Origin of the sequence: Rhizobium sp. CF122 (assembly GCF_000282035.1) — a bacterium.
Lineage (GTDB): Bacteria > Pseudomonadota > Alphaproteobacteria > Rhizobiales > Rhizobiaceae > Rhizobium.
This window is the reverse complement of sequence record NZ_AKKA01000083.1, coordinates 75866-98144: the sequence shown is the minus strand read 5'-3', so window position 1 is coordinate 98144 and position 22279 is coordinate 75866. Positions and strand designations below refer to the sequence as shown.

The 22279-nt window shown below is 56.4% G+C and carries 17 protein-coding genes and 1 tRNA gene; 12 read left to right on the top strand and 6 right to left on the bottom strand.

Translation table 11 applies throughout. The features are described 5' to 3' along the window. Nucleotides 1-690: 690 nt before the first annotated feature. The gene (locus tag PMI09_RS21375) at nt 691-1128 is read left to right on the top strand and encodes a hypothetical protein (protein WP_007799335.1); all 438 of its coding nucleotides are present in this window, start codon (nt 691-693) and stop codon (nt 1126-1128) included. A gap of 385 nt (nt 1129-1513) precedes the next feature. Here PMI09_RS21375 and PMI09_RS21365 read toward each other — a convergent pair whose 3' ends face one another. The 3 genes from PMI09_RS21365 to PMI09_RS21355 form a co-directional block, all read right to left on the bottom strand. Beyond that, entirely contained in the window at nt 1514-1741 is a 228-nt protein-coding gene (locus tag PMI09_RS21365) for a hypothetical protein (RefSeq protein ID WP_037083696.1), read from the bottom strand. A gap of 623 nt (nt 1742-2364) precedes the next feature. Further along, nucleotides 2365-2598, bottom strand: coding sequence for a hypothetical protein (locus PMI09_RS21360; RefSeq protein WP_007799329.1), 234 nt, complete (start codon nt 2596-2598; stop codon nt 2365-2367). A gap of 17 nt (nt 2599-2615) precedes the next feature. Continuing rightward, on the bottom strand, nt 2616-3473 hold the full coding sequence (locus PMI09_RS21355; protein WP_007799327.1) for a hypothetical protein: 858 nt from the start codon (nt 3471-3473) through the stop codon (nt 2616-2618). Nucleotides 3474-3989: 516 nt separating this feature from the next. On the opposite strand from PMI09_RS21355, the gene PMI09_RS21350 reads away from it, so the two are divergent. The 6 genes from PMI09_RS21350 (at nt 3990) to PMI09_RS21325 (ending at nt 10307) form a co-directional block, all read left to right on the top strand. Further along, nucleotides 3990-5474, top strand: coding sequence for an esterase/lipase family protein (locus tag PMI09_RS21350; protein ID WP_007799326.1), 1485 nt, complete (start codon nt 3990-3992; stop codon nt 5472-5474). A 91-nt stretch (nt 5475-5565) separates the two neighbouring features. Beyond that, nucleotides 5566-7116, top strand: a complete 1551-nt coding sequence (locus tag PMI09_RS21345; protein ID WP_007799324.1) for a S1 family peptidase — start codon at nt 5566-5568, stop codon at nt 7114-7116. Nucleotides 7117-8347: 1231 nt separating this feature from the next. Next, the gene (locus tag PMI09_RS21340) at nt 8348-8620 is read left to right on the top strand and encodes a DUF2293 domain-containing protein (protein WP_007799319.1); all 273 of its coding nucleotides are present in this window, start codon (nt 8348-8350) and stop codon (nt 8618-8620) included. 159 nt (nt 8621-8779) lie between these two features. Then, nucleotides 8780-9178: a hypothetical protein gene (locus tag PMI09_RS21335; RefSeq protein ID WP_007799316.1), complete on the top strand. Its 399-nt coding sequence runs from the start codon at nt 8780-8782 to the stop codon at nt 9176-9178. 263 nt (nt 9179-9441) lie between these two features. Further along, complete coding sequence (locus tag PMI09_RS21330) at nt 9442-9942, top strand: hypothetical protein (protein WP_037083692.1); 501 nt, start codon at nt 9442-9444, stop codon at nt 9940-9942. Next, entirely contained in the window at nt 9939-10307 is a 369-nt protein-coding gene (locus PMI09_RS21325; protein WP_007799314.1) for a hypothetical protein, read from the top strand. The genes PMI09_RS21330 and PMI09_RS21325 overlap by 4 nt, the downstream gene beginning before the upstream one ends. A 299-nt stretch (nt 10308-10606) precedes the next feature. Here PMI09_RS21325 and PMI09_RS21320 read toward each other — a convergent pair whose 3' ends face one another. Both PMI09_RS21320 and PMI09_RS21315 read right to left on the bottom strand, forming a co-directional pair. After that, nucleotides 10607-14569 carry an ATP-binding protein gene (locus PMI09_RS21320; protein ID WP_007799312.1) on the bottom strand — a complete coding sequence of 1321 codons (3963 nt, stop codon included), beginning with the start codon at nt 14567-14569 and terminating at the stop codon, nt 10607-10609. A gap of 330 nt (nt 14570-14899) precedes the next feature. After that, nucleotides 14900-14973: transfer RNA gene (locus tag PMI09_RS21315), tRNA-Gln, on the bottom strand. Nucleotides 14974-15228: 255 nt separating this feature from the next. On the opposite strand from PMI09_RS21315, the gene PMI09_RS21310 reads away from it, so the two are divergent. From PMI09_RS21310 to PMI09_RS21300, 3 genes are read left to right on the top strand one after another with little or no spacing between them, the layout of a single operon-like run. Continuing rightward, nucleotides 15229-16773: a Ppx/GppA phosphatase family protein gene (locus PMI09_RS21310; protein ID WP_007799310.1), complete on the top strand. Its 1545-nt coding sequence runs from the start codon at nt 15229-15231 to the stop codon at nt 16771-16773. A gap of 9 nt (nt 16774-16782) precedes the next feature. Further along, entirely contained in the window at nt 16783-17502 is a 720-nt protein-coding gene (locus PMI09_RS21305) for an RlmE family RNA methyltransferase (protein WP_007799307.1), read from the top strand. Between the two features lie 58 nt (nt 17503-17560). Next, entirely contained in the window at nt 17561-17944 is a 384-nt protein-coding gene (locus PMI09_RS21300) for a VOC family protein (protein ID WP_007799305.1), read from the top strand. Between the two features lie 2 nt (nt 17945-17946). On the opposite strand, the gene PMI09_RS21295 is transcribed toward PMI09_RS21300, so the two are convergent. Then, entirely contained in the window at nt 17947-19371 is a 1425-nt protein-coding gene (locus PMI09_RS21295) for a DHA2 family efflux MFS transporter permease subunit (protein ID WP_007799302.1), read from the bottom strand. 253 nt (nt 19372-19624) lie between these two features. Between PMI09_RS21295 and PMI09_RS21290 the strand changes: the two genes are divergently transcribed. Continuing rightward, nucleotides 19625-20617 (top strand): MBL fold metallo-hydrolase, encoded by a 993-nt coding sequence (locus tag PMI09_RS21290; protein WP_007799300.1) that lies wholly within the window; start codon nt 19625-19627, stop codon nt 20615-20617. A gap of 177 nt (nt 20618-20794) precedes the next feature. After that, nucleotides 20795-22279, top strand: a complete 1485-nt coding sequence (gene guaB, locus PMI09_RS21285) for an IMP dehydrogenase (protein ID WP_007799299.1) — start codon at nt 20795-20797, stop codon at nt 22277-22279.

The following is a 22279-nucleotide window of genomic DNA, read 5'->3' as shown; positions in this document are numbered from 1 at the left end:
AGAGGGTCGTCGGCTTTTAAGGCGCTGAGGAACGATCCGGCTAGCGCTTGATTGTGATACGAGGTCGATGTTGCGGAAATGACACAGGAAAATGTGCGTTCGCACATCGAGACCCGCTACAAGTAAATTAGCGAAAAGAGGTGAGGCAAATGACCTTTCGGAATACCGCCCCGACAAATGGAGTGCTTGGTTTAGACGAGCGTCAACGAGGCTGCCATCTGTGTAGCCCGTAATATTGTGGGAGAGTAGAACGTTAATGAACTCAGAACTCCTAGCGGCGAACGATAACGCGCGCGGTCCGCTGTATGTCCACTTTTCGGGCACCCATGCTGCAAAGCTGGGCTTTACCAGCAATGCGGTTTCCGTCGATTACTTGCTGTATCTTCTCGACGGTCAAGTTCGAGGAAATGGTCGAACGCTACTGCCACTGACCGCTATGCTCTTTAGCGTGACGTCCCACTCCGGAAACGATGTTGTCACCGGTGCGGGGATCGAATGGAGACTACGCTGATCGAGAGTTCTGACCCCGGACTCCAACTTTTTCGCGCATCACAGGCGTCAGCCGCTATAAAACAAGATACGACCGCTGTGAGAAAGAACCGAGAAATGTGCACGCCGACGCAGGCTCATCATCTCCGCATGAAATAGGCCCGGCTGGACGCCGGACCTTGTTCACAAGGAGAATACTTGATGGGAAACACTGACAAGCCTGATGGCAATTGCGAATGCTACCTCTTTGACTATCCGAAGGAAGTCACTGAGAAGGTTGGATTGCACGGCATGACGATGTCGAAGCGGGAGTTGTGGGAGACGGTAGCGCGCAACTTCGACAAGAGCGATCCGAAGAGTGCTGCATTTTATCGTGAAGTGGCGGAGCATTATCCGGAATGCGACAACTCCGGCTATGCTATCGAACGCAACAGCCGTGGCGCTATTCTGTTCGACGTTGATGATTGGGACGCGCTATCAATCGAAGAAAAGCTCACTCGCGGCAATATCAATGCGACGATCGCCATTTTGGATCGGCTGCGTGCTGATCTCGAGAGGATGAGCGACGATCCGAGCAACAACGATGAGATTGACGAGATCCGCAGGGCGCTAGCGTCGATCGTTGAAGACCGTTACTGATATTTGTTTGAGGTGCACCTCCCAGGGTGCACCTTCTTTCATGGAGGTAGAGCGTGGGAAGGCAACATGCCGCGCCGCTTATCATTTCACCGGATCAATTTTCGATCTCGAAGGTCATGCCCCTTGGCTTAAGAGTTGGCGATGGGATGACGGAGGCGTCAATACACGAACTGATTCACCGGCACCTGTCGTGCCTTCCCATGGCCGAGATTGATCCGCTTTTCGCCGTCCGATCGCGGTTTGCAGAGAATTAAGCCCGGCCGGCCCGATAGACAATTGTTTTCTAACGCCAACTGGACCACCGGTTCTCGTGGAATGCAAACTGTGGCGCAACGCTGAGGGGCGCCGAGAAGTCGTTGGGCAGATCCTCGACTATTAGAAAGAGCTAACAAAATGGTCCGCGTCTGACCTGCAGCGTGAAGCAAGCCGACGACTGGGGCGGCAAGGTAGTGTGCTTCTCTATCTCGTAAGGGAGGGCCGGACATGACGTTGATGAAGTCGCCTTCAACAATGCGTGACCTTCAATCTCCGCCGCGGTCGCTTCCTGCTGCTCATCGATGGTGACGTTATAGGGGAAGGGGTTGAGGCCATTGCGGAATACCTGCAGGCTCATGCCGGACTGCATTTCACGCTTGGTCTCGTGGAGTTGCCAATCTATGGGACCTCAGATGGTTCTCGAATTATCGTTCCTCGAGTTCTCGCCAAGACGCTAACTATCGCCCGGAATGTGGTCTCGGTACTGGAAGGCATGATAGTGGAAGAGCCAGATGATGGTGACGATGAAGCCGTGGGCGTCCCCGATTCATCTGAGAGGCTTGCTGCTCGCGCACAAAGACGGGAAACCAGACATCAGTTTTGGTCCGAGTTCCTCGATGGCCTACGCCTTGATGATCCTGAGCAGGTGCTGCCTTCTCCCGCGCTAGCAGCGCTAACATCGTTGGGCTTAGGAGAAGACCGACAGGAGACGATCGAGGAAATCGGAGACCGCCGTTGCCCAGGGCTTAAAAGCGTTGACCTAGGCTTTCGCCCTCCGACCATAGTTCGCACAAATCCTCAAGCGGGAGTTTTTGTTTGTGGACCGGCGACCGTACAGCTCTATCGAATTCACGTTTTCAATGTAGGCTCGAACTCAATTCAGCCGGAATCTGCCCCTAGGGGTTCACGACTCGGAACCATCTGCCGCTGTTTTTCCGCACAGAGTTCAGACGTATGATCATCGTCGTAGCGGACAATCGATCACTCTTCAAATTTAATCCCCATCTCCTGAATTTTGAAGAGCGTGTAGTAGCACTGCCCGCCTTGGCAGATGCAACCAGGTCCGCAGGACGTGCCGTTGGTCTTTCCAGCGCACGGATTAATTACAGAAGGAACGTTTTTCAATGGGAAATAGGTAATCCCCTTAATGTTAATACCTAAGTCCTTATCAATCGAAGGCAATCCGTCATTCGGCCCCTTTGGATCATTGGCCATCACATTTTCCTCCTACTCTAACGGGATTGACTAATGATAGCTGCCGCCGTCGATCCGCCCAACAAGGCAGCCTCATGTTGAATCTGTGCTTGCGCCGCCAGTTCGGCCATGCCCGCTGGCGAGGCTGGAGCTGCGACCGGCCCGAGCGTAACGATAATTTGGCTTGTTTTTGTACGTGTCGCCCCCAGGAACGAACCGTCAGGATTGATCGTAAATCTCGTGAGGTTCCATGTTGGCGTTACACCTCCACCGAAAGAAACGACGAAAGTCAGAGTCTCCTGAAAAGTACTAAACGGAGCATACATACTTCCCATGGTGCTTGATGTCGGCGTATCTGCGATTGAAGCCTTATCATAGATAAACTCGTCTATCTTCAGGTTGCTATTAACCGTGACTCCTTTTTCTGTCACCGAACAATCGAGCGTGGGATCGGTTTTGTGCGTAAGCTTCGCCTCTTGAAGAAGTACTGCGTTATCCCAGGTGAGGGTAATAGCTTCGGTGCGCGTTGCGTGCGCGGAACCCGACACGCCCCCACCAATTGTAGCGAAGTTGGTTCCAGCGAGAGGCTTGGTATAGGTCAGACCAGGACTGAGATTGGACAGCTCTTCCCATGTGAGGTTGAGTGAAATTGTAACCCCCCAGGTCGTCAGCCAGGGAACATTCTTCGAAGCGACAGCCCTAAAAAGGCCCTTGGTAACCTCACATCTGATGTTTGCTAGAATATTGGCTTCGACACGGCCTTGCAAGGATGACTTGTTCTTAGCGCTAATAGTGTTCTCGCGTAATGGATCCTTCTCCGGAACATAGATTCCGCAACCAACTAAAAGCGAAGTTAAGGCAACAACTCCAACTTTCAGTGAGCGAAAGTGATGCAAAGAAGTGACCCTCTATAAAATGCCCCCGCAACAAGTGTCGCAAGATTCTTCTAAAAAGCAAGAAAATATATGTATCTGTAATTGTTAAGGGTATATTTTGCACGCAACCAACCGGAGGACGCCAGTTCCCAACGCGTATACTTCATAATAGTTGCATTTTTAGATAGTGCCGCATAGAATGCTCGCGGATACAATTCGTTTGCAATGTAAAAACGCAGAAAAAACTTGGGGCCGCCTGTAACGAGGCGCGGTCTTTGCCGGGAAATATAATAAACATTATCTCATCTGTAGATTTCGATCTGCTTTTGTGCCGGCGTGGCAGACATTCTTTCATGGACGTCAGGCGCGTGTCTGCGACCCGCGCAGTATCTTCAGAGCGTATCAAAACCGCGCTTGGCGAGTCTCACGATGAAGAAGATCGAGAGAGCACTAACGCACCATCCCGAGACCTAGTCGCCTGCTAAACGGCTGGATTTCGAGAACGACCGGTAACCTCGATGATACGGATGATATACAATGGCAAGGTTGATTGGGCTCTTTGTTTGCTTATTCTTGGGACTAGCATTTCCGTGGCAGGCTCACGCAAAGCCCAGGCCGGTAATTATCGTGCCAGGTGTAATGGGTTCGAAGCTTTGCGATGCTTCAGGTAAGGTCCTATGGGGTGACCGAGCCTCTTACACGGCATCGCGGATAAAAGCATTGCGCCTCCCGCCCAATCTAAAGGATCGGGACTTCGGAATTCATCCCTGTGGGTTGATCGAAACCGTAAGCGTTATTCCGCTGTTTTGGGAGTCCGATGTCTATGTTGAACTGACAAACTTTCTAGAAAGCTTAGGCTATACAGAGGGAGACATCATCAGGTTCGACTATGACTGGAGATTGAGCAACTTTGAGAACGCCATTCGACTGAAGAATCGAATTGATCAAATTGGAGGTGACCAAAAAGTCGATATAGTGGCGCACAGCATGGGCGGCATGGTGGCCAGGATATATTATCAATCGCTTGGCGGACGCGATCGGGTCAGCCAACTCATTATGCTTGGTACACCACACCAAGGATCAGCTAAAATCTTCGAGAGGATCTTTGACGGCTTCGATAACTGGCCCGACGCGCTTTCCGGGGGGGTGCCAGAAATCCAATCAACAATTTTATCTTTCCCGTCCACTTACCAATTACTGCCCATGTACAGCGAGTGTTGCGGGTTTAGCGTCGATGGGAATGCAACTAAAGCGCAATATGTCGATGCGTTGTCCAATGAGCTGTGGGACTGCTTGCCAATTCCCCAAGATTTCAGAACCGGCCCGTATAAGCAATCCCTTGATCGGTATCTTGCCGATGCTCGCAGTTTAAGGACATTATTTGCTTCATCGATAGCCATGCAGCCGGACGACTCGGCTAAAATCCATTTCATTGCAAACGGATTTCTGGAAACCTGGTCGCGCGTGTTCTTCGATGCCTCAACTGGCAAAGTAACTGGACATACGCTTTCTCCTGGTGACGGATCGGTCTTGTTGTTTAGCGCAACCAACGGCGTGCCGGCCCAAGTTCAGATATCTTCGCGCGAGCATGAAAAAGTGTTCGTGGGGGAGGGGCCTGAGCTAGTAATGAGAGCCGCACTGTCGGACAAAAAGTGGACGGCCGGCTCTTCCAGCTTCGAGCAAACAATCTGGGACTCTCAGGGGAAGCAGCATCAGGTGAAGTCAGGTTGGCTGGATATATTTCCGCGTATAGCGACCTCTAATGAGGCTTTAACGCTGACTGTAACTTTGGAAGGCGGCCCTGACCTCATTGACGCCGACCTCTCAAACTTCCGCCTGGAGATCGTCGCAGACGGACCACCTCAACTGATCGAAAGTCTGCCAACACAGGAGCACCAATCCGGTTCCGTGACGGTGCGCTTCAAGGTTCACGCTCCTAACACGCACGGTCCGTTTAGCTTTCGAACAGTGTTGCCAGGACTGTCGCCCTTTAGCGTCCCATTCGCTGTGGTGACGCCGTGATTCGGTAGTCAGAATTGTGGCAGTTCAATTCACTGGAGTAGTCATCGTTAATGTATCGATATCGAAACATCTCTAACCTGGGCGATTAGATATGAACGCCGGAAAGCTTTGCCGCGCATTAATTTGGGCCGGGGCGGCCTGCTGTTTGATTTTCTCCTGGAGTTCGTTCGCACAAGTTTCAAGCAAACGAGTCGAGAAAGTTGTAAATGACAGCAGGCGCGCAATTGCCAAGATTCATGTAACTGGCACTGGGCCGGGCGGTGAGCACATAGATAAAGAGGGTACGGGCTTTTTCGTCGGATCCGATGAGAAGAGAACGTTCATAGTAACCGCTCAGCACCTGATCGGAGCGATCGCACTTGAGCAGGCGAAGAACCCTGATTGGAAGGTTGAGAACGGACGTGTTGCACGTAAGATCGATGTCTCTAGCCTCGATGATACCAATACGCTAGTCCCGCGAACCGGGACGGTGCACGTGCTTCCGGCAGGCGCAGGCCCAGAGGGAACGGACTTCGTTTTATTGATGATCGAGCAAGGAAGGTTTCCCACTCTCGTATTAGGTGATCCACTTACGGAGAAGGACTCAATACATGACGTCATTCTGCTTGGATTTAGCGCTGGTGGTACAGATTTAATAAAGCCCTATCAGATAGGCGTTGGCCAGCCATCAGGGATATCTTACGTCACCAGCTTACCATCGCGGGAAGGGGAAAGTGGCGGACCGTGGATTGATATAGAAAGCGGAAAAGTATTTGGCGTGGCAAGCGGCATAACGAGTGGAGCGACCGGCGCAACGAACGAGTCCACAATTGCGACCATTGTCAGGGCCGCTCTAGCCATTTGGTTCGGAGGAGCCGCAAATGCGATGCCAGTACCTGAAAAAATTGCTGACACACCTAATCCCGAAATCGCAAAGCCAGAGGTCACACCTTCTCAGGAATCCGCTCCCCCCGAGTTCGCCGGACTTGACGTGATATACTTCGAGCGTTCAAGCGACAATGAGTTAGTTCGGAAGGTCCTGCATGATACTGGCTTGAAGTGGAGGAAGCAGACCAGCGACGCAAAGTACGCAAAATATCCATCAAACGTAGTGACGTGTGGCTCGGACAGGGGGCTACTCGCAGCAAAAAGTCTTGCGATGATGTTGCTCGACAAAGGTGTTCAAGTAAAGGGTATTGCGCCTCAACGAAAGCCAATCTCCAACAAGGTGACTGTGGAATATTACCCCAACTATAGCCGTCACCCGGTTCTCACCGGACCAGCCGTCGACGCGATTTCGGCTTGCCCGACCTGGTCAGAAATACCGTCGCCTATAATCAAGGTAGAAAATGTCTGCGACCACGGAAGATTGGATATATATCTCCGTTACTTCAACCCTGTCGAAAACAGTTGGGTAACAGCCGTTCGATACGGACTTGGCCCTCGAGAAAATTGGATTGTTACAGATGAAGGTGGGACAGTGGGTTCGGGGCTGCCCTATGTATTGATCGCTCCGGTTGTAGCGGTTGATTATGTCGCTGGCGGTGTAATTGAGGCGCAAGGGAAAACAGACGCCGCCGATGTATGGCATACACTTGATTTTATTCCAGATCAGTACTTCTACAAGACCCGTCCAGTCGTACGCTACGGTTGTCCGCAATAGTCCTAATCAGCCGGAGACCATGTGGCTGCGCAAATCGGAAGATTTGGTACACCCGTCGATCTGCTGAAAGGCAAAGCCAAAGCGGGGTGGCGACGCCTCTTGGAGGCCGCAGATGCTGAAAACTGAGATCAACATGGGCTGCTCCTACTTGGCCGCGCTGTATGAGCGCGCCCGACCGAAGCCATATTTTTTCAAAAGTTCTCCTCGGTGCAGTGAACTGCAAATCAATGCGTCCGGATATCTCTCAGCGACACGTTGTTCGGGATCTCGATGATTCTGCAGAACGGAAACGGGCCATCGATTGGCTGTAGCAGAAAACCAATACCTCGGTGAATTGCCTGCGTCCCAGTATTAGATCGGCTTTGCTGGACCTAGCCAAAGAGTAACTTGGATGGCATCGACCAGAAGCGGGTAAAGGGAGGAACACTGCTGCCTGCGCGAAAAAACATTGAATCCGCGCGGTGAATTGCCTCCTTTGTCACCTGTCATAGCAATTTGTTCCCGGTGTTGCCGGGGCTCGGTGGCTGTCAAAATTATACCCGTCTCAACAACGGAAACAGCGTTGGTCCAAGTACGCGACGGTGTCGATCAGAAACAGCGGCGAAAATGTTTTCGCCGTTGATTTCTCGAGCATCTCGGCGTCCCTACATAGAGTTGACTAGGACGGAATGTGTTGTTCCTTGGCTAGCATTTTATGGCCCTGGGTAATTCAGGACAATGATCGCCACGCCCCAACGTTTTAGCGGTTTCTTAAGTTGACGCTTTTGGAAAAAGCTCAATTTCGAGGCCAAACTGTCAACTTTATGTAAAGCTCTGTCAACTTACGCGCCCGTTGAGAGGGATTTTGCTTTAAGAAAGTCAAACGAAGCGCCACGAAAGTTGACACTTTCGGCCTGATGCAGCCGAAAAACGGCCCAAAAGTTGACAGTGTCAACGTGAATGTAAACTTTTACAATCTCTCATAGGTTGCGTTGGCGACATGGGAGGTTTGGACACGCGGACAACGGTCGACCCAAAAGGCATCCCCATCTTGCTCCTCGGGGTTTCCTAGGACATCCAGTCGTCATTTGGAGGACGGCACCAGGCGCAGATCGTCAGTGCCTAGTTGTTAGCCGTTGAAGGTGGCGTACACGCGACCTGGACGTATCCACAGTTTAGTTGCCAGTAAGCATTTGCTTACACTGATGTTCGTGTGATTTTTAGGATGCTCACTCATTGAGAGAGGGCGTCGATGCCGAAATATACCGTAGACAAAGTCTCCGACCATATCCGGAAACATCATCCTCGGTGTCCAGAATTTGCCGTCAACTTCTTCGCTGCCGAAGTTGCCAAAAAGAAATGGCGAGGCGCCAGCATCGGCAAAGCAGTCGGCATTACGATGCAGAACTATCTCCGGCATAACATGACGCGTTACGAGGGACTCCTCCTCGCGGGCGTCAGCCGTGAGGATGCTCGTCGTCTCGTGAAGCCGAAAATCGATCGCATGATTCGGTCGTGGCGGTAAAATCCCAACTCACCCTCCAGTCAACTCGATCAGCAGACTGATGACGTCCATCAATCCCGCTCTTCTCAGTCGAGATGTGATCCGCGCAGTCCCCTCCCGCATCCCAAATTTCAGCACGCTATAAAATACTCATCAACACGCAAGACAAAGGAAAACATCATGCTTGCAGCACTGCAAACCCCCATCGCGCGCTTCATCGAGGAGCACGCGAACCGTTCATGCTATAGCTACGAAGAGATTGCCCTTCTCTGCGGCTTCAAGACTTCCGACATGATTTATTGCTTTATGCGGGGAGACCGAAAGGTGCCGCTCGACAAGGTCGCGCCTCTGGCAGAGGCGTTGGGCTGCGATAGTGCACAGTTGTTTGTGTTGGCTCTGAAGTCCTGGTTTAGCGATGAGCTGTTTAATCAGCTCGAGGAATGCTTCGGGGCGATGCATGGAGACAAGGCTGAACGCGGCTGGATCTTGGCTCTAAGGGAGGTCTTTGGCGGTGAAGTTCCGGAAATCACCGTGAAAATGCGGCGCCGCCTGCAGATCTTGGTAGGAAAAGCAGCATAGCATTCAGACTGGGAGCCGACGAGCCTGATGCGGTGTGGAAACGTATTCCCTCAACTCATCGGGCTTCCGGCCATTGGTCGAATTCGACTCTCGCAAGCTCGAGTCGGGAAGCTAGTCGCCAAGGGCCAACGGCGTGCAGCGTAAAATTCTAGAAGCCTTTCGTACCTCGAAATACAGATAATCCCTTACGCTGAACGAAACGATTTTTTAGGAGCTGCCTACCATATTGCTGAAATCACTGAAATGGAAGCTAAGAGAAAAAATTGGCTACTGTAGATATTCCGCACCCTATACTGTATTCAACCATGACAGTCGTCGCTTATAATATAAATAAGCAGTTTTATGGTGACTGTCATTACATGTGGTGTACGCCGTACTTTGGGTCTGATTTCGATTCGCCGCATTTTACTGTTCCTCCTAGCTCGTCCCCTCTTGAGATATACAACACGCTTCAAAAAGAAATAGAAGGCGGTGATTTGCACGCCACAAAAATCAAGCTCAATCGCCTGGGCATTCGTAAAGGTGCCGAGCAAATGGAGAAGATTGGAAGAATAACAGCCGCCGCAAAACAAGAAATATTTGCGATATCAAAACACACTCCGGTTCAGCAATTTAAACCGCTGTTATGTATTATCTCTAAGATCGAAGCATCATCGTTCTTCAAAAAAGTGGATGTTAGAGCAAAGGCCAACCCTCTTTCGCACGAGTACATTTTGGCTGATCTGCCGCAATCGGCATTTGATGTAATAAGGATAGGGAAATGAGGCACGTCCGAGATATGATTTCGAATATTTCGCAGCCAGATGCGAGGTCTGCGATTTATTACGTGAGCCGTTACGTCAAGCAGGCTGAATATTTCGAAAAATACAAGAAAGACGTATTTGAGGAAGTGTACGAGAGTGCGCCGAGTGAGGACATATGGAGCCTGGCGGTCGCAATGATAAGCGCTATTGAGAGCGAAGAAGGCGCTAAGATTGCTGAGCTATCTGATCAAAGAAATTTGGAGTTGCTGGAAGAGCTGCTAGCTATAGAGGACGAGCTTGTTCCCGAACCTTCGAGCAGGGAAGCCGGTGATGCCGAGGAGTTCATCAAACGGATGGAGACGCCCGCGCCCAAGAAGCTGTCTTGAGCACGCCACTGACAAGAACTCTTTCGCCTGGCCCTCGGCCAATTTTACCGCGATGAGGTTATCGCAATGCTCGAGAGCCATGCGCTCGGCTGAGCGCTGCCGAACGGGCTTGGCTAACCGTCATTCGGGACGCCGCAGGCGATAACCCGAAGTCGCAGAGTCGTATCGCGCGGAGTGTGATCAAGGCCGTCTTCGGCAGGGAAGGGTAGAATAGGCGGTCTCGGCTTTCTTGGTCCCCGTATTATGGTCCGGCGATCGGTCCCTGGGATCGCTGCCTTTCCCCCGCCGCGGCTCGGAGATTAGAATAAGGTCCCGACAACCTTCCATGTTTGTTCGACAATCGGAATGCCCGCAATCGGCGCGACGCCGCTCAGCGGAAACTGGACGAATTCCCCTTCGCCGGTTTGACCAACATTCTCAAGATAATAAACAGTCTGTGACCCCGGCATCGCCTTTCCTAGCCGCTTGAGATATGCGAAGTGCTCGGTCGAAAACTCGTCGGATCTAGCGACGACTGCCAAGATGCGCCCGTCAAGTAGCGTCAGGTCTGTGGCAGCGCCCAGGAGAACATGACCTGCATCCAGCACGACGGGGAAGGCGCTATCACCCACAACACCGGCAGCGGCAACAACCTGCTCGAGAATCGGCGAGCGATCGGTTTCGATAGCCTCGTCTTGCGACTTCGATGGCGTGGTTTCATCGAACAGTACCCCGATCACCTTGCTCAGCTTCGCGCCGCTGCGTCGAACGAAGTGTGTCTGCGGTGCGCGCGGATTGGTCGACGGCATCGTCTCCAGCGCGATCCGCGAGCGATCTGATTTATCGATCCCAATCTTCCTCGCATAGGTCTTACCGGGCGTCCGAACGATCGCGAGGTCACCATTCTTCACTTCGGCCGTTGCAGATACGATGAGGGTCTGACCAGGGAAGGCGACCAAGCCCAATGTTGGCGCCCTCATCGTGAACAGCGATACGTCACCGAGTGACGACAAGTGTAGTTGATCTGTCGCCTGGTCGATGGCCGTAAGCGGGGCGCCGACCGCGCGCGCGGCAAGTCGGCCGACGATGGAAATTGGCGTGCTGCAAAGTGCGACGAGCTTTAGATCGGGAGTCGCCTTTTGGGCTTCTGCCACAGCTTCCTCTGAAGGTAACCTTCCCATGAACCTTGCATAGGCGAGCCAGCACGCGTCGATCGCCGTGAAAACGTCCTCGTAACCCTGCCTGACAATCTCGGCCTCGACCGGCGTGATCTGATCGGCCCGCCCGTGGTGGGCCTTGTTGATGACGTCACGAAAAGGGGCGCCGGGCTTTAGGGCTGGCAGGTCAAGTAGCCGCCGAAATGGTTCTTCGTTGAATGGTTGTTCACCGCGGTTACGGGCGTTGGCAATCTTTCCAAGCAGATCGCCCATTGTCGGGTCATGCAGGACCGCTGGATCCGACGCGAGGAGATCCCAGAGCTTTATCTCGATACGCACCCGAACCGGATCGACAAACTCGCGGGCGAGACCGGTGTCGTTTGGGTCGGCTTTTTGCCAGCGCTCACACCGAACTCTGACCTCGTCGGCCACTGGGGCAAGGCTAACCGTGCACTTTGAGGTCGAGATAGCAGAGAACTCCCAGGTTTCAGTTCGCACCTGCCCCATCGCGCGCTTGTCTGAGGTGACAAATGCTTCAACTGTAGGAATGAACCCGAAGTCGTTGCTGACGATGATCGGATTGATGCCCTCGGCGATCAACCATGGCACCGTGGCGGCAAGGTTGGCGACGTTCCCGGGATCGAGCAAGTCTTGGGGGTCGTCCATAAGGAAAGTCGAGATGCCGCCCGACCGCGTCCAGACCTGCTGCCAAAGCGCCAGAACGAATGCGGAGAGGAAGGCTCGCAGCGCCGACGCGTTCATCACATGATGAGCCTCAACCAGATGCTTGCCATGGGCTGCGAGGAACGTGAGACCGTCGCTCTTGGCGGGGTCCAATCCCGCGTATTCCGGCGCCTGGACAAAATGCGCTCTGTACATACGCTGCGACCAAGACGTCGCCTGCTCCTGTAAATCCGTGATCAGCCCGGCGACCTGATTATGTACGAGTTCCGGGAAACTCTTGAACGGCTCTACGGCTTTCGCCGCTCGCGCAAGCTTCTCGATTCGCGCGCGCGCCTTGGCCCACCTTTCGCAGGTGTTCTTAATCTGGCCTAACTGGCGGCGGATGCCAGCGAAGACAGTAGCCGCATCGAGGTAGGCCCTCAGAACTCTCAATTGCCCTTCGATGGTCCGCTCGTTGGCTGCAAGTGCCGTCTCATCCGCCTCGGTCCGCATGACTTTGAGGACTGCTTCCCGGGCAAACTCGGCGTGGGCGGCACGATAGCGGGAAAGCGCCATTGCCCGACGTACGCCGCGGATTGCTGCGCGCAGATTCTCATTGTCAGGAATCTCGGCCGGCAAATCGACGCCGGGCAGCGGCTCGCGTTCAGGGGCGTCCTTCCAGGCGGCCGCGCAACGGGAGGCGATACTTTTGGCCATTGGCTTGAGAGACTGCGGAAAGTCGGTGAGATGGAAAATCTCCCTCGACAGAGCTGCGCCGTATACGGAGGCCAGATCGTCAGGGACGTCGTCATCGACGAACCGGCGCAGCTTTTCAGGTAGGTGGTCGCGTAAACCTTTCTTCGTGTCACGTTCCCATTCTGCCGCCGTCTTCAATATTGCGGCGTCGGCTTTACGCGCATCCTCCAACGCTTGCGCCACTGATTTGTCTAACAGGGCGTCGGTAGGAACCGCACCGGCCTGCAGAAGGTCGCGCTCGCAAACCGGACAGGCAGTGAACGCATGGCCCGGATGAGCCGCGTCGTGCCATTTTGCCACCAGGCCATAAAGGCGAACCCGATCAGCGCGCTCGGCCTGTGAAAGCTGCGCTACCAGAGCCGCCGCCTCACGTTCAATATTCTGTAGCGCTGTTTCGGCGTCCCACAAATCCTCCTCGCTAATTTCGCCGAGCGCCTGCGCGAGTCGCATCGACGGCAGGCCCTTAAGTGCGGCGTTGCTGAAGCAAGTCTCAGCCGCCTTAATTGCGCCGTCGAAGCGTTTGATCTCGTTGTCGCTCGTGACCGGCGGCAGGTTTCCGAGAACCAACCGGGCGTCTGTCGCAGCTTGATCCTCAGCCGACTTCAGAATTTCCTCGGCCTGCTTTAGACCGTCCTTCCACTCATCCGGGGCGGTCTCTCTTGGCGCGGTCACGCAGCTTAGATCCGGTAGTCGTTCGCCGTCCTTAAGAAGATCCTTTAGCGTCGTCACCTGCTCGCCAGCGTCACTCTCGCACCGCTCTATGTCCTCGGTCGCTTGCTTGGGATATTTCCCAATCAAGCGCTCGTGGAGGCGGCTGCTTCGGGTCCCAAAGTGAGCTAGTGGTCGCAAGCCGGTCAGCGTCGACACCGCCTGTGACAGGGTCGTCTTGTCATCGAAGCGGGTCGCCGCGGCTATCCCGGGCATCAAGGTGCCAACCTGTAGCGCCAGGTCCGACAATCCGAGCTTGTTCAGACCAATAGCGGTCGCCTTGAAGGCCTTTTTGCCGTCTCGCTCGAGGCGGCGTTCGACCTCAATTTCGGTTCCGTCGACCAACGACCGGAATTTTAGGCGCACCCACGTATCGACCTGCGGCTGTCCGTCGACAGCCAGAAGCTCCTTTTCCGTCGGGATAGGCACAATCGATGGCAGCTCGAATGTAGCATTGGGGTCGGGGCTGTTGTCGTTGCCGGCAATCTGGACCGTGATGGGTATGTGCAAGGGAGAGGGAAGACCTTGGGATCGATGTCCATAACCCGTCAAGCACCAGCAAATCGCGCTGATCAGGGAAGTCTTTCCCGCGCCGTTGAAGCCACGAAAGAGTGTGGCGTTCCGGGAAAGATCAAGCTTGAAAGGCTTCGGGTCGGCTCCCTTCTCGTCGCAATGGCGGTGAAGTCCGCGGAAACGGTGCGCCGTGATCCCAACCAACTGCCAGCGTTGTTGCTGGCTTGCCGGCCGTGTCGCCGGAGGAGTCACCTTGGAGGGTTTGTCCAGCGCGTCCAGCAGGCGATCAATCTCGCCATCTAAGATGTTGGTGTCCTTGTCGGGGTTCCAATAGGCCTGCCGATTTTGATTGTAGAACGCCAGCAAGGTGCGACTGTCTTGCCGCGGCAATGAGAATTCATCGCCACCCGATACATGAAGTGCATTTCCAAAGGCCAAATGCTGGACAACCTGGTCCAGTGTCAGATCTGCAATATCTACCGTCAAGCGTCGCCCCCGAGACCTTGCTGACTAGCCATCATTCCAGCCGAGTTGGCCTTGGCTCTCGCTCAACGTTGTAGCGAGAAAGAACTATTAGTCTCGGAATAATTGAGTCGCTAGGCCGTGTGCAAGGCTAAGGTATCTTTTGCTATCCTTGTCGTGTGCTTCTGGTGCCTTCCAAGCAAGGAAATCGTAAACCGACGCTGTCAGCGAGGACGTAGTCGGCGCACTTCGTCGCAAACTCTCCAGTGATCCGGAAAAGTGATGCGAATAACTGTTCCGGTTGCCCGAAGACAGCATGGACTATGTGTTTGAAAAATAAAGACAAAGAGAGACTGGCTGGGGAACCTGGATTCGAACCAAGATCGACGGAGTCAGAGTCCGCTGTTCTACCATTGAACTATTCCCCAGCAGGTGCGGCGCTCGAAGCGGCTCCGCTGATGTGCGGCGCTTATAAACAAAAGATCGAGGATTGCAAATACCTGTTTCGAAAAAAATCCACGTGACGTTCGGATGGTTTTTGGTGCCATCTGGGAGGTCTAATATCCCGCCTGCCAAAAAGAATTTGGCGATTTCGCCGTGCGCTGGTATCTTCGCGCCAACGCAAAATCGAATGAGCGCCTGCTGCATACCTTTGGACTTGCGCGGCGCGGTGGAAAAAGAACGTGGAAGACCCCGAAGGCGGCTCAAGGCCGCAAGGTAACGGGGCGTCGGCGGTAGGGCGCAGGGATGGCAAGAAATCCAGGCGCCGCAAGGGCAAGCGTGGCGGGCAATCCCGCAATGCGAACCAGTCCGCTCAGCATGTCATCTCCGGCGATACCGGAGAGGCGGCGCGCCCAATTGAAGCCGGCAACGCGGCGCGCAAGCGAAAGCGTCGCCGCCGTGGCGCGGGCGCTTCAGGCGAAGCCGTGCAGCAGCCGCAACGGGCAAGCAACGAAATATCCGCAACCGCAGGACGCACCGTTCCCGGCGACAGCGAATCGGCGCCGAGCCGACGCAATCGCCGCAAGCATCGCGGCAAGCGCGGCCTTCAGGGGCGTCCGCTGGCGCACGAAAAGCCGCCGGTCGGACACGCGGTCCAGCCGCAGCAGCCAGTGCCGGCCGGACGGAACGGACCTGCGGAATCGCGAACCGGCCAGAACGACAATCGTACGGCACGCCAATCCGACGGCGGGCAGCGCAGCCCGGGCGAACACCCGTGGCCGGGCGAGCTCTATGCCGCTCTCGATCTCGGCACCAACAATTGCCGTCTGCTGATCGCCCAGCCGACGCGACCGGGCCAGTTTCGCGTCGTTGACGCCTTCTCCCGGATCGTGCGTCTTGGCGAGGGGCTGGCGGCAAGCGGTCGCCTCTCCGACGATGCGATGGATCGCGCCGTCGATGCGCTGCGCGTCTGCGCTTCAAAGCTGAAGAATCGCGAAATCCGCCGTATGCGGCTGATTGCGACCGAGGCCTGCCGGCAGGCGAGCAACGGCGCCCAGTTCCTTGACCGTGTCGTTGCCGAAACTGGGCTCGAACTTGAGATTATCGATCGGGAGACGGAAGCGCGGCTGGCCGTCTCCGGCTGCTCGTCGCTTGTCGGGCGCGAGACACGCTCGGTCGTTCTCTTCGATATCGGCGGCGGCTCCTCCGAAATCGCGGTCATCCGCATCGGTGATAACCGCTTCAATCGCCTCGCCAACCACATCACGCACTGGACCTCGCTTCCCGTCGGCGTCGTCACGCTTTCGGAGCGCCATGGCGGACGTGATGTCACGCCGGATGTCTTCGAGGGCATGGTGGGGGAGGTGGAAGGCATGCTTGACCGCTTCGATTGCCCTGTGATCGACGTCGGTCAGGCGGATGATTTCCACCTCATCGGCACCTCGGGAACAGTGACGACGCTCGCCGGCGTTCATCTCGACCTGCCGCGATATGACAGACGCAAGGTCGATGGCATCTGGCTTTCGGATGACGAGGTCTCGGCGATGCAGGCAAAGCTGCTGTCGTGGGATTTCGCAAGCCGCGCCGCCAATCCCTGCATTGGGCCGGATCGCGCCGATCTGGTGCTCGCAGGCTGCGCCATTCTCGAGGCGATCCGCCGTCGCTGGCCGAGCCCGCGCATGCGCGTTGCCGATCGCGGCTTGAGGGAAGGCCTGCTCACGGACATGATGGCGGACGACGGCGTGTGGCGGCGCCACCGCAACCGCCGCGGCCAGCGCGGCAAATAGGGGACAAGCATGGCGAAGCCAACCATTGCGGGTAACCGCACCGGCCGCAAACTCGGCCAGCGCGTCAAGAACAAGAAGATGAAGGCGTCGTCGCGGCAATGGCTGCAGCGTCACATCAACGATCCCTACGTGCAGCGCGCCCAGCTCGAGGGTTATCGCGCGCGCGCAGCCTTCAAGCTGCTCGAGATCGATGAGAAGCACAACATCTTGAAGGGTGCTCGTCGCATCATCGATCTTGGCGCTGCACCCGGAAGCTGGTCGCAGATCGCTGCCAAGGTCACCGGCTCGACCGATGAGGATATCCGTGTCGCGGCGATCGACTTTTTGGAGATGACTCAACTGCCGGGCGTGAAGATCCTGCAGCTGGACTTCCTCGATCCGTCAGCACCGGCTCAGTTGATCGAGGCCGTCGGCGGCACGCCGGATTTGGTAATCTCGGATATGGCGGCGCCCACCACCGGCCATCATCGGACCGACCATCTGCGCACCATGCACCTCTGCGAAGTAGCGGCCCACTTTGCTGTCGAAGTGTTAGGTGAGGGCGGTCACTTCCTGGCAAAGACGTTCCAGGGCGGCACGGAACGCGAGCTTCTTAACATGCTGAAGCGGCATTTCAAGCAGGTCGTTCACGTCAAGCCGGCGTCCTCGCGCGCGGAGTCGGTCGAAATGTTCCTGCTGGCGAAAGGCTTCAAGGGTCGCCAAGCGGAGCCCGACATTCCCGAAGCTTGATCTTTGGGTCGGTCTTGAGTGATGATCGGCCTCCCAAGACTTGGAATGCCCAGCTACCATGCTCCTCTACGTCACCCTCGGAACCAACGACATCGATCAGGCGAGGCGGTTCTACGACATCGTCCTGCCGCTGCTCGGTTACCGCCGCCAGCGCTACTCCGAAGAAGAAATTGGCTATGCCGCAGATGGGGATACCCGCTGCCGGCTCTGGATCGTAACCCCATTCAACTGCAGGCGGGCGTCGAGCGGAAATGGTTCGATGGTCGCGCTTCATGCCGAGCGCCGTGCTGACGTGGACGCATTCCACGCCGCAGCGCTTGCCGCTGGCGGTGTTGATGAAGGCGCGCCGGGATTGCGACCGTTCCATGCCAATTTCTATGCTGCTTATGTCCGCGATCCGGATGGCAACAAGTTGAGCGCCGTCTGTGAGAACCCGGAATAGCCTTACTTCACGGCCTGTTGTTCCGCCTCGATCGTCGCTGGGGCGAGACGCTTTGCCCGGTGGCCGGAAACGAGAGCGCCGGCGCTCTTGTCCATCCGGATGAAGGGGATGGTTGCCACGACGGTCAGGATCGCGATGACATAGAAGGCAATGTGGAAGTCGGCCACCTGCAGCGCCTCGCCGCGGAAATAGATCGACGTCTCCAGGATCGCGGCGGCAACAGCAACTCCCAGTGCCAAGCTGATCTGCTGCATCACCGAACTCATCGACGTTGCCTGGCTCGCCTGCGCGTCGTCGATGTCGGCGTATGCCAGGGCGTTGACGCCGGTAAAGAAGAACGACCGCGAAAGGCCGCCGATCAGAAGAATGGCGATGATGACGAGGTGCGGCGTCTGCGGCGTGAAGAAGCCGGTCGTGACCGTCACGATCGTCGTCACGCCTGCCGCCGAAAGCAGTGTGGTGCGGAAGCCGGCCGCCGCGAAGACGCGGCGAGCCATGAACTTGGTGGTGATGGCGCCGATCGCGCCGGCAAAGGTGATGAGACCCGACTGGAAGGGCGTCAGGCCGAAGCCGAGCTGCAGCATCAAAGGCGTCAGGAAGGGCATGGCGCCGATACAGATGCGAAACAGCGTGCCGCCGGTTGTCGATGCGCGGAAGGTCGGGTTTCGGAAGAGGTTCAGGTTGAGGATCGGCGCCGGATGTCGTTTGGCATGGCGCACGTAGAGAAAACCGCAGACGAGACCGATTGCCGTCGCCGTGATGCCGATAATAGGAGGCAACGCCGGCAGGCTGACGACGGAAAGGCCGAAGACGACGCCGGCGGCCGAAAACGACGTCAGCAGGAAGCCGATAAGATCCAGCTTCGGCGGCGCCGTCGCCTCCACCTCGGGCAGGAAGATCGTTGCGAGCCAGACGCCGATGATGCCAACCGGCACGTTGATCAGGAAGATCCAGTGCCAGGTGAAATAGGTGGTGATGAAGCCGCCGAGCGGCGGGCCGGCCAACGGTCCGACGAGCGCCGGAATGGTCAGCAGCGCCATTGCCGAGACAAGCTCGCTTCGTTTCGTCGTTCTCAGAAGCACGAGGCGACCGACCGGCGTCATCATCGCACCGCCCATGCCCTGCAGGAAGCGGGCGAAGACGAACTCGATCAGGCCAGACGAGATTGCGCAGAAGATCGAGCCGACGACGAAGACGCAGATGGCGAGGCGGAAGATGCGCTTCGCGCCGAACCGGTCCGCCATCCAGCCGCTGATCGGAATGAAGACCGCGAGCGACACCATGTAGGAGGTCAGCGCCAGCTTCAAAGTGATCGGCCCGACGTGAAGATCGTTGGCGATTGCTGGCAGGGCGGTCGATATGACGGTGGAGTCCATCTGCTCCATGAAGAGAGCGACGGCGAGGATCAGCGGGACGATGCGGTTCATACGCGAATGCCTTGAAGGTCTTGCGAAGGCGGCTCGGGAAGCCAGTGCTCTGTAGTCCTCGGAAAAGGCTCTGCCAACCTCTCTTTCCGCTTCTGAAGCACGTTTGCATCACGTCTGCGTGAGACGGCTTGCTCAGCAATTTCAACGGTCAAGATTGACATATGTTTGTTTCGACCAGCTGCAAGAAACGCGGCGGTCGGTTCGTCATTGGGGGTGTCGGTAAAGAGGTCGCACGTTATTGGAAGGATTGGATATGGCAGTACCGTCGGGGATGAAACGGCGCACTTTGTTTGCTTCGGGCATCGGCCTGCTGGCGGCGCCGATGATTTTGAGAGAGACGGCCGCAATGGCCGCAAGTGGAGAAAAGACCAAGATGGATGCGACGACGCAGCCCCAGTTCAATCAATTCAAGCTCGGCTCTTATAAGTTTACTGTCTTCAAGGACGGGGCCACGATTGCCGAAAAGCCTTATGACACCTTCGGGACTAACCAGAAGCCGGAAACGGTCCAGGAGCTGCTCGCGAAGAATTTCCTGCCGACCGATAAGTTCGTTAATACCTATGCCCCGACGCTGATCGATACCGGATCGGATGTCATCCTCGTCGACACCGGCTTTGGCGAAGGCGGCCGCGCCCGCGGCAGCGGCCAGCTTCGCGAGGGGCTCAAGGCTGCCGGCTATACGCCCGACGACATCACGCTGGTCGCACTGACCCATTTGCATGGCGATCATATCGGCGGCCTGATGGAAGGTGGCGCTCCGGCTTTCAAGAATGCGCGTTATGTCATCGGCCAGATCGAATTTGATTTCTGGACCGATAAGGCCCGCGAGGGCACGCCTGCCGAAGGTGGCCACAAGGCGGTTCTCGCCAATGTGGTGCCCCTTGCAGAGAAAGCGACCTTCATCGGCGATGGCGGCAAAGTCGCAGGCGGTATCACCGCGATGCTGGCGCCGGGTCACACGCAGGGCCACATGGTTTTCCATGTCGAATCCGAGGGCAAGCGCCTCCTGGCGACGGGTGACACTGCCAATCACTATATTCTGTCGCTGCAGAAACCGGACTGGGAGGTTCGCTTCGATATGGACAAGGCGCAGGCAGCAGCCACGCGCCGCAAGGTGTTCGGCATGATCGCCGCCGACAAGGTTGCCTTCCTCGGCTACCACATTCCGTTCCCGGCCGTCGGCTTTGTCGAGACATACGAGGACGGCTATCGCTTCGTTCCGAAGACCTATCAGTTCGATCTGTGAGGTCGCTGCATGGCAGCCATACCAAGCCCGGCGGACACGTCGGGCTTTTTGCTATTCCCTTCCTGTCATAGACGTGTTACCAGCCCTCGCCAACTTCCAACGCAACCCTTGCACACCGCCGGTGCGGACGATTCGTTCCGGGAGGCGTTGCATTTTCTTAATTGAAGGAAATTGGCCATGGCTCGCATCATAGAAACGCCCACCGGTTTGGACGCACTCACCTTCGATGACGTGCTCCTGCAGCCCGGTCATTCCGAGGTTTTGCCCGGTCAGACGAGCGTTGCAACACGCATCGCCACTGATTTCGAGCTGAACATCCCGATCATCTCTTCGGCCATGGATACCGTCACGGAAAGCCGCCTTGCCATCGCCATGGCGCAGGCCGGCGGTCTTGGCGTCATCCACAAGAACCTGACGCCGTCCGAGCAGGCCGAGCAGGTCCGCCAGGTCAAGAAGTTCGAAAGCGGCATGGTCGTCAACCCGGTGACGATCGGCCCTGATGCGACGCTCGCCGATGCGCTGGGCCTGATGAAGACCTACAGCATCTCGGGCATTCCGGTCGTAGAAAAGTCCGGCCGTCTCGTCGGCATTCTGACCAACCGCGACGTCCGCTTCGCGTCGGATCCGAAGCAGAAGATCTACGAGTTGATGACGCGCGAGAACCTCGTCACCGTCAAGGAAAGCGTCGACCAGCAGGAAGCCAAGCGTCTGCTTCATGCGCATCGCATAGAGAAGCTGCTGGTGGTCGACGGCGAAGGTCGCTGCGTCGGTCTTATCACCGTCAAGGATATTGAAAAGTCGCAGCTGAACCCGAACGCATCCAAGGATGCGCAGGGCCGCCTGCGCGCCGCTGCTGCCGTTGGCGTCGGTGACGATGGTTTCGAACGTGCCGAACGCTTGATCGAGGCAGGCGTCGATCTTCTGGTCGTCGATACCGCCCATGGCCATTCGCAAGGCGTTCTCAATGCCGTGGCACGCGTAAAGAAGCTTTCCAACTCCGTGCGCGTCATGGCTGGCAACGTGGCGACATCGGAAGGCACCAGGGCATTGATCGATGCCGGTGCGGATGCCGTCAAGGTCGGTATCGGCCCGGGCTCGATCTGCACGACACGCATCGTCGCCGGTGTCGGCGTTCCCCAACTCGCCGCCATCATGTCGGCCGTCGAGGCAGCCCAGGCCCAGGACATTCCCGTCATCGCGGACGGTGGCATCAAGTTCTCGGGCGACGTCGCCAAGGCGATCGCATCCGGCGCTTCCGCCGTCATGATCGGCTCGCTGCTTGCCGGTACCGATGAAAGCCCGGGCGAAGTCTATCTCTACCAGGGCCGTTCCTTCAAAGCCTACCGTGGCATGGGCTCCGTCGGCGCCATGGCGCGCGGCTCGGCAGACCGCTACTTCCAGGCCGAAGTGCGTGACACGCTGAAGCTCGTGCCTGAGGGCATCGAAGGCCAGGTTCCCTACAAGGGTCCGGTCTCCGGCGTCCTCCACCAGCTTGCAGGCGGCCTCAAGGCGGCCATGGGTTATGTCGGCGGCAAGGATATCAAGGAGTTCCAGGAGCGCGCGACCTTCGTCCGCATCTCTGGCGCTGGCCTTCGCGAAAGCCATCCCCACGACGTCACGATCACCCGCGAAAGCCCCAACTATCCGAGCGCCGGCGGCTGA

What these genes read in the sequence shown, in the direction of transcription:
- PMI09_RS21375 (WP_007799335.1), top strand. Translation starts at nt 691, where the DNA reads ATGGGAAACACTGACAAGCCTGATGGCAATTGCGAATGCTACCTCTTT.
- PMI09_RS21365 (WP_037083696.1), bottom strand. Translation starts at nt 1,741, where the DNA reads ATGAGCCTGCAGGTATTCCGCAATGGCCTCAACCCCTTCCCCTATAAC.
- PMI09_RS21360 (WP_007799329.1), bottom strand. Translation starts at nt 2,598, where the DNA reads ATGGCCAATGATCCAAAGGGGCCGAATGACGGATTGCCTTCGATTGAT.
- PMI09_RS21350 (WP_007799326.1), top strand. Translation starts at nt 3,990, where the DNA reads ATGGCAAGGTTGATTGGGCTCTTTGTTTGCTTATTCTTGGGACTAGCA.
- PMI09_RS21345 (WP_007799324.1), top strand. Translation starts at nt 5,566, where the DNA reads ATGAACGCCGGAAAGCTTTGCCGCGCATTAATTTGGGCCGGGGCGGCC.
- PMI09_RS21340 (WP_007799319.1), top strand. Translation starts at nt 8,348, where the DNA reads ATGCCGAAATATACCGTAGACAAAGTCTCCGACCATATCCGGAAACAT.
- PMI09_RS21335 (WP_007799316.1), top strand. Translation starts at nt 8,780, where the DNA reads ATGCTTGCAGCACTGCAAACCCCCATCGCGCGCTTCATCGAGGAGCAC.
- PMI09_RS21325 (WP_007799314.1), top strand. Translation starts at nt 9,939, where the DNA reads ATGAGGCACGTCCGAGATATGATTTCGAATATTTCGCAGCCAGATGCG.
- PMI09_RS21305 (WP_007799307.1), top strand. Translation starts at nt 16,783, where the DNA reads ATGGCGAAGCCAACCATTGCGGGTAACCGCACCGGCCGCAAACTCGGC.
- PMI09_RS21300 (WP_007799305.1), top strand. Translation starts at nt 17,561, where the DNA reads ATGCTCCTCTACGTCACCCTCGGAACCAACGACATCGATCAGGCGAGG.
- PMI09_RS21295 (WP_007799302.1), bottom strand. Translation starts at nt 19,371, where the DNA reads ATGAACCGCATCGTCCCGCTGATCCTCGCCGTCGCTCTCTTCATGGAG.
- PMI09_RS21290 (WP_007799300.1), top strand. Translation starts at nt 19,625, where the DNA reads ATGGCAGTACCGTCGGGGATGAAACGGCGCACTTTGTTTGCTTCGGGC.
- guaB (WP_007799299.1), top strand. Translation starts at nt 20,795, where the DNA reads ATGGCTCGCATCATAGAAACGCCCACCGGTTTGGACGCACTCACCTTC.